Here is a 5,225-nt window from a genome sequence, read left to right on the forward strand (position 1 = left end):
GAACCTCACCGCGCTGCGGGAGTTGGCGCTGCTGTGGGTGGCGGGCAGGGTGGACGAGGCACTGCGCAAGTACCGGGACGAGCACAGCATCGGCCGGGTGTGGGAGACCCGTGAACGGGTGGTGGTGGCGCTCACCGGCGGGCCGGAGGGCGCGACTCTGATCCGGCGGGCCGCCCGGATCGTGGACCGCTCCTGCGGCGACCTGCTGGCCGTCCACATCACCCGCAGCGACGGACTGGCCGGCTCCTCGCCCGCCGCGCTGGCCGGACAGCGGCAGCTCTTGGAGAGTCTCGGGGGCACTTACCACTCGGTGGTCGGTGACGATGTGGCCGCCGCTCTCCTGGTCTTCGCCCGGGCCCAGAACGCCACCCAACTGGTCGTCGGAGCCAGCCGCCGCGGCAGACTGCTGCGCGTACTGACGCCCCGCGGCGTGGGAGAGACGGTCGTCGAGCTCTCCGGTGACATCGATGTCCACACGGTCACGCACGAACACGCCGGCCAGGGAAGACGCCGGACCGCCCTCGGCAGCGGTCTGCCGCGCCCGCGGCGTGTGGCCGGTCCAGTGGCCGGCCTCGTGCTGCCCGTGCTGCTGACCCTGGTGCTGCGTGCCGTCTCAGGCCCCTTAGCGCTCAACCTCACCAGCGAGGCGCTCCTCTTCCTCCTCACGGTGCTGGGCGTGGCTTGCATCGGCGGTGTGGTCTCCGCGCTGCTCGCCTCCGTGACGACCTCGCTGCTGCTGAACTACTACTTCATTCCACCCGTCGGCCACTTCACCTTCGCCGAGGCCAATATCGTCGTCGCCCAGGCCGCCTTGACGATTGTCGCCGTCACGGTCGCCGCCATCGTCGACCGTTCGTTGCGGCTGAGCCGGCGGGCCGCCCGGGCGACCGCGGAGGCCGAGATCCTGACCTCGTTGGCGGGTGGCATCCTGCGCGGGGACCGGGCCGTACCCGCCCTCCTGGAACGCACCCGTGAGACCTTCGGCATGGACAGCATCGAACTGCGGCCGCGAGGCGGAGAGACGGATCCCGGTGCCGAAGGTGGCCCGGTGTCCGACTACGAGACTAGGGTCGCGATAGGGGACGACAGTGTGCTGGTGCTGAGCGGCCGCCGGCTGCCCGCGTCCGAGCACCGCGTGCTCACCGCCTTCGCCGCGCATCTGACCGCGGCCGTCGAACGCGCCAGGCTCGCCGAGGCCGCGGCCGAGGTCGAGCCGGTCAAGGCGGCCAACCGCATGCGCACCGCACTGCTCGCCGCAGTCGGCCACGACCTGCGCACGCCCCTGGCCGGCTGCTGGGCCGCGGTCAGCTCACTCCGCAGCCGTGACGTGGACTTCTCACCCGAGGACCGCGAGGAACTCCTCGCCACCGCCGAGGAATCCCTGGCCAAACTCAGCCGCCTGGTCGACAACCTCCTCGACATGAGCCGACTTCAGGCCGGTGCGGTGACCCTGCACCTGGAGCCCATCGCCCTCACCGAGGTACTCCCCACCGCCCTGGACACCCTGCCCGACGCACCCCCGCAGGCACTTGTGCACGTAGTGACCCGGGGGCTGGAGACCACCCCCGATGTGCTCGCGGACCCGCCACTGCTGGAACGCGTCCTCGCCAATCTGGTGTCCAACGCGGTACGCCATTCACCCGCCGGGCGCCCGGTCACGATCGGTGCCAGCGCACTGGCCGGGCGGGTGGAGCTGCGGGTCATCGACCGCGGCCCCGGCATCCAACTCCACGATTGGGACCGGGTATTCGAGCCGTTCCAGCGTCTCGGCGACACCGACAACACCACCGGCCTCGGGCTCGGCCTCGCGCTCTCCCGTGGTCTCACGGAGGCGATGGGCGGCACCCTCACCCCCGAGGAGACCCCAGGAGGCGGCCTGACGATGGTCGTCTCCCTGCCGGCCGCACCGGACCCCGAGGGGATCAGCCCACGGGCCTTGCAGACAGCAGCTCCCACAGTCGCTGCCACGCCGGCGACGAGCCGACGACATGAGTGTCCATCAGGCTGAGCGTCCCTTGCGCGGGTTGCCGGTGGTCCGGCTGGCGCGCCTTCCACGTTCGCATGGCGGTGGCCAGCTCGGGGAGCCGGGGGTCGTCGGGGTCCCAGTCCAGCGCCTGGTCACAGGCCAGGTAGAGGTGCAGGAACTCGGGGTCCTCGAAGGCCGCGTTCTTCCCGGCGACCCAGTCCGGCACCGACTCCGGCGACAGCGCCACCAGCATGATCCAGGCGTCGCGTTCGATCCGTACGATCCGCTCGCCGGCGCCGAGGGCACGCAGCCGGTCGAGGATCTCGGTGACCTCGACGGGCAGGAACAGCCGCTCCCCGGCGGTGAGTTCGGCTATCCGGCGGCGCTGGTCGGCCAGATCGTGGATCTTCCTCGTCAGCGTCCGGTCGATGTCGGCGATGGCGTCGGCGAACGCCTCGGGCAGGGCATGCAGCAGCTCGTCGATACGGGCCAGGGGCACGCCGGCATCGGCCAGGGTCTTGATCCGGATCAGGTCCACCACGGCCTGGGCGGCATAGCGCCGGTAGCCGGAGGCATCGCGCTCGGGTTCGGCCAGTAGGCCGCGCTGGTGGTAGTGGCGGACGGCCCGCACCGTCACCCCGGCCTGGGCGGCGAGCTGGCCAATGGTGAGCACCGATGTCCCTTTCAGCACGCGCGCCGCCACAGATCGTGGACGGCCTGGGTGACGGCATCCGCCGCGTCGACCTGGAGCGTACTGTGCCGGGCCTTGTGCAGAACGCGGTGCTCACCGTGCGGCACCGACGCGGCGAGGGCGTCGTAGAGCCGCCGCTTGCCCGCGTACAACCGGCGCAGCGCCTTCGGGGACATGATCAGACGCATGCCGGGGTCGACGCCGAGTGCGGTCATGGCGATCAGAGGTATGTCGGGGACCGAGCCTGCGGCCTTGATCTCGTCGCGCCAGTCGGGCTGGTTGCTGCGCTCCAGGGCACCCGCCCGCTGTGCCGCCACGGTGAGGTGGTGGGCGATCAGCGGCGCGCGTATCTCCCATGGCCACGACGCGAACATCCGTCGGTACATGCCACGTGTCAGCAGGCAGATCAGCCGCAACGCGAGCGTGCCCGGGACCTTCTGCGGCCGCAGCGGCGGCATATAGGTCTCCCAGTCCTCGTGGAATCCGTCGAGGTGGACCACGCCCGCCACTTCCTTCGGGAAGAGCTGGGCGAAGCGGCGGGCGTAGGCACAGCCGAGGGAGTGCGCGACCAGCACATAGGGGGCGGGCACCGCGGCGGCACGCAGCAGCTCCCGCAGCTCGACGGCGACCTCGGCCAGGGGACGCGGCAGATCAGCCGGATTGCTCCAGCCCGTGCCGGCACGGTCGTAGAGGACGGAGGTGGTGAACGCGGAGACCCGGTCGTGGATGTTGAGGTAGTCCAGGCCGACGGCGCTGGCGCCGGGCAGGAACACGACGGCGGGGCCGCCGGTGCCCGAGCGGTGGAGGAACAGGCGGCGGCCGTCGATGTCGTAGAAGCGGCCCAAGGGGGCCTGGTGCGAGGCGTTCATGAGACGAGCGTCCAACCCTGACGCAGGGGCAAGGTCAAGCCGAGCCCCCTGACTGGTCGGGACGACGCGAGTGTGACCGGCCGGTGGCGTACGTGCCGCTCGTGCCGCTCGTGCCGTTCGGGTTCCGTTAGGGAACCGGCCCCGGTATGCGTACGGTGCCACGCCGCCCGCCACGGTGGAGACGGACGGGGGCGCGGTGAGAACGAGGAGGTCCCTGAGGATGCGCGGCGTGATGATTCCGGCGGTGGAGTGGTGAGTGTGGAGCGCACCGTGGGCGTGCTGGTGGCGGCGGCGCTGGTCGGGCTGCTGGTGCTCGTCGTCAAGTTCCCGGACCGGTTCTGAGGTGGTGGTTCAGAGGCGGTGGTGTGCCACGTCCTCCGGGTAGCCGGGAGGGCGGAGGCGCTACGGACCGGGTCAGATCCGCTCAGTCTGCCGAGTCCTCGCCGAGTCCGGCTTCTTCCAGATCCAGCCTGCGTTGCAGCCGGCGACGGGTGATGTCGCTGATGTGGTTGTCCGCGTACAGGCGCTGGAGTTTCGCGGTTTCGGCGGCTATCACGGTGCGGCGTAGTTCCCGGTAGCCGGTGGCGGAAACTGAGGAGGACGGGGCGGTGTTGTCGTCCTGGTCGGCGTCGGCCTGGTCGAGGCGGGCCAGCAGGCCGCGGCGTAGCTGGTTGATGAGGGTGACGGGCGCGGCCTCGATGGCTTCGAGTTCATCGAGGCAGTCCAGCCCGGCCTGGGCGAGGCCGGCGCGGGCGCGGGCCTCTTCGCGGGCGGTGTGCTCCGGTTCCAGAGCGATCTTGGACCAGCGGACGACCGGGGCCAGGGTGAAGCCCTGCAGGACGAGTGTGAAGACGACGACGCCGGTGGTCAGGACGAGGATCAGCGGGCGGTGCGGCAGCGGGCTGCCGTCGTCGGCGGCCAGGGGGATGGACAGGGCCGCGGCCAGCGGCATTACGCCGCGGGTGCCGGCCCAGGAGACGACCGCGGGTATGCGCCAGGTGACCGTGCCGTTTCCGCGGCGGCGCTGCATGACGGCGGAGAGGGGGAGGACGCCGAGGAGCCGTACGGCGATCACGGTGGCGGCCACCGCGAGCACACCGAGCGGCCAGCTGTGCTCGCCCGCGGTCAACTGGCGGACAAGAGTGGGAAGTTCGAGCCCGATGAGGGCGAAGATGATGCTCTCCAGAAGGAAGACCACCGTGCCGTAGACGGCGTGCACCTGGAGTCGGATGGTGGCATTGGTGAGCTTGTGGCCGGTGCTGCCGAGCACCACCCCCGCGACCACGACCGCGGTGACGCCGGAGGTGTGCAGGTCCTCGGCGAGTATGTATGCGGCGTACGGGGTGACCAGGGCGATCACCGTCTCCAGGATCGGGTCCTCGGTGCGCCGCCGGATCAGCGCCACCGCACCCGCGACGGCCCCGCCGACCACTGCCCCGCCACCGCCCAGCAGCAGGAACTGCCCGCCGGCCGCCGGCAGGGTCACCGCATTCGCGGCGACGGCGGTGCCCACCGCGACCTTGAAGAGCACCAAGCTGGTGGCGTCGTTGAAGAGGCTTTCGGACTGAACCAGCACCTGGATGCGCGGCGGCAGCGCGATCTTGCGCCCGAGGGCCGTCACCGCGACGGGGTCGGTGCTGGGCCGCACCCCGCCCCCGCAGAAAGCCCTGGTGGTGTTTATTGGGGTGACGGCGGACGC

At 71.1% G+C, this 5,225-nt stretch carries 5 protein-coding genes; 2 read left to right on the plus strand and 3 right to left on the minus strand.

The window, feature by feature from the left end; genetic code table 11:
* Nucleotides 1-2,008: ATP-binding protein (locus AB0I10_RS40120; RefSeq protein WP_363157686.1), on the plus strand; the 2,008-nt coding region annotated here is incomplete at its 5' end.
* On the opposite strand, the gene AB0I10_RS40125 is transcribed toward AB0I10_RS40120, so the two are convergent.
* Together AB0I10_RS40125 and AB0I10_RS40130 are read right to left on the minus strand one after the other, a co-directional pair.
* Nucleotides 1,923-2,639 carry a MerR family transcriptional regulator gene (locus AB0I10_RS40125; protein WP_363157687.1) on the minus strand — a complete coding sequence of 239 codons (717 nt, stop codon included), beginning with the start codon at nt 2,637-2,639 and terminating at the stop codon, nt 1,923-1,925. The two genes, AB0I10_RS40120 and AB0I10_RS40125, sit on opposite strands and share 86 nt — an antisense overlap.
* An 11-nt stretch (nt 2,640-2,650) precedes the next feature.
* Nucleotides 2,651-3,526, minus strand: a complete 876-nt coding sequence (locus AB0I10_RS40130) for an alpha/beta hydrolase (RefSeq protein WP_363157688.1) — start codon at nt 3,524-3,526, stop codon at nt 2,651-2,653.
* Nucleotides 3,527-3,778: 252 nt separating this feature from the next.
* Here AB0I10_RS40130 and AB0I10_RS40135 point away from each other — a divergent pair, with 252 nt between their 5' ends.
* Nucleotides 3,779-3,868, plus strand: a complete 90-nt coding sequence (locus AB0I10_RS40135; protein ID WP_363157689.1) for a K(+)-transporting ATPase subunit F — start codon at nt 3,779-3,781, stop codon at nt 3,866-3,868.
* An 82-nt stretch (nt 3,869-3,950) separates the two neighbouring features.
* On the opposite strand, the gene AB0I10_RS40140 is transcribed toward AB0I10_RS40135, so the two are convergent.
* A partial coding sequence (locus AB0I10_RS40140; protein ID WP_363157690.1) for a cation:proton antiporter occupies nt 3,951-5,225 on the minus strand: 1,275 nt, incomplete at its 5' end.

Source organism: Streptomyces sp. NPDC050636, assembly GCF_040654775.1.
Lineage (GTDB): Bacteria > Actinomycetota > Actinomycetes > Streptomycetales > Streptomycetaceae > Streptomyces.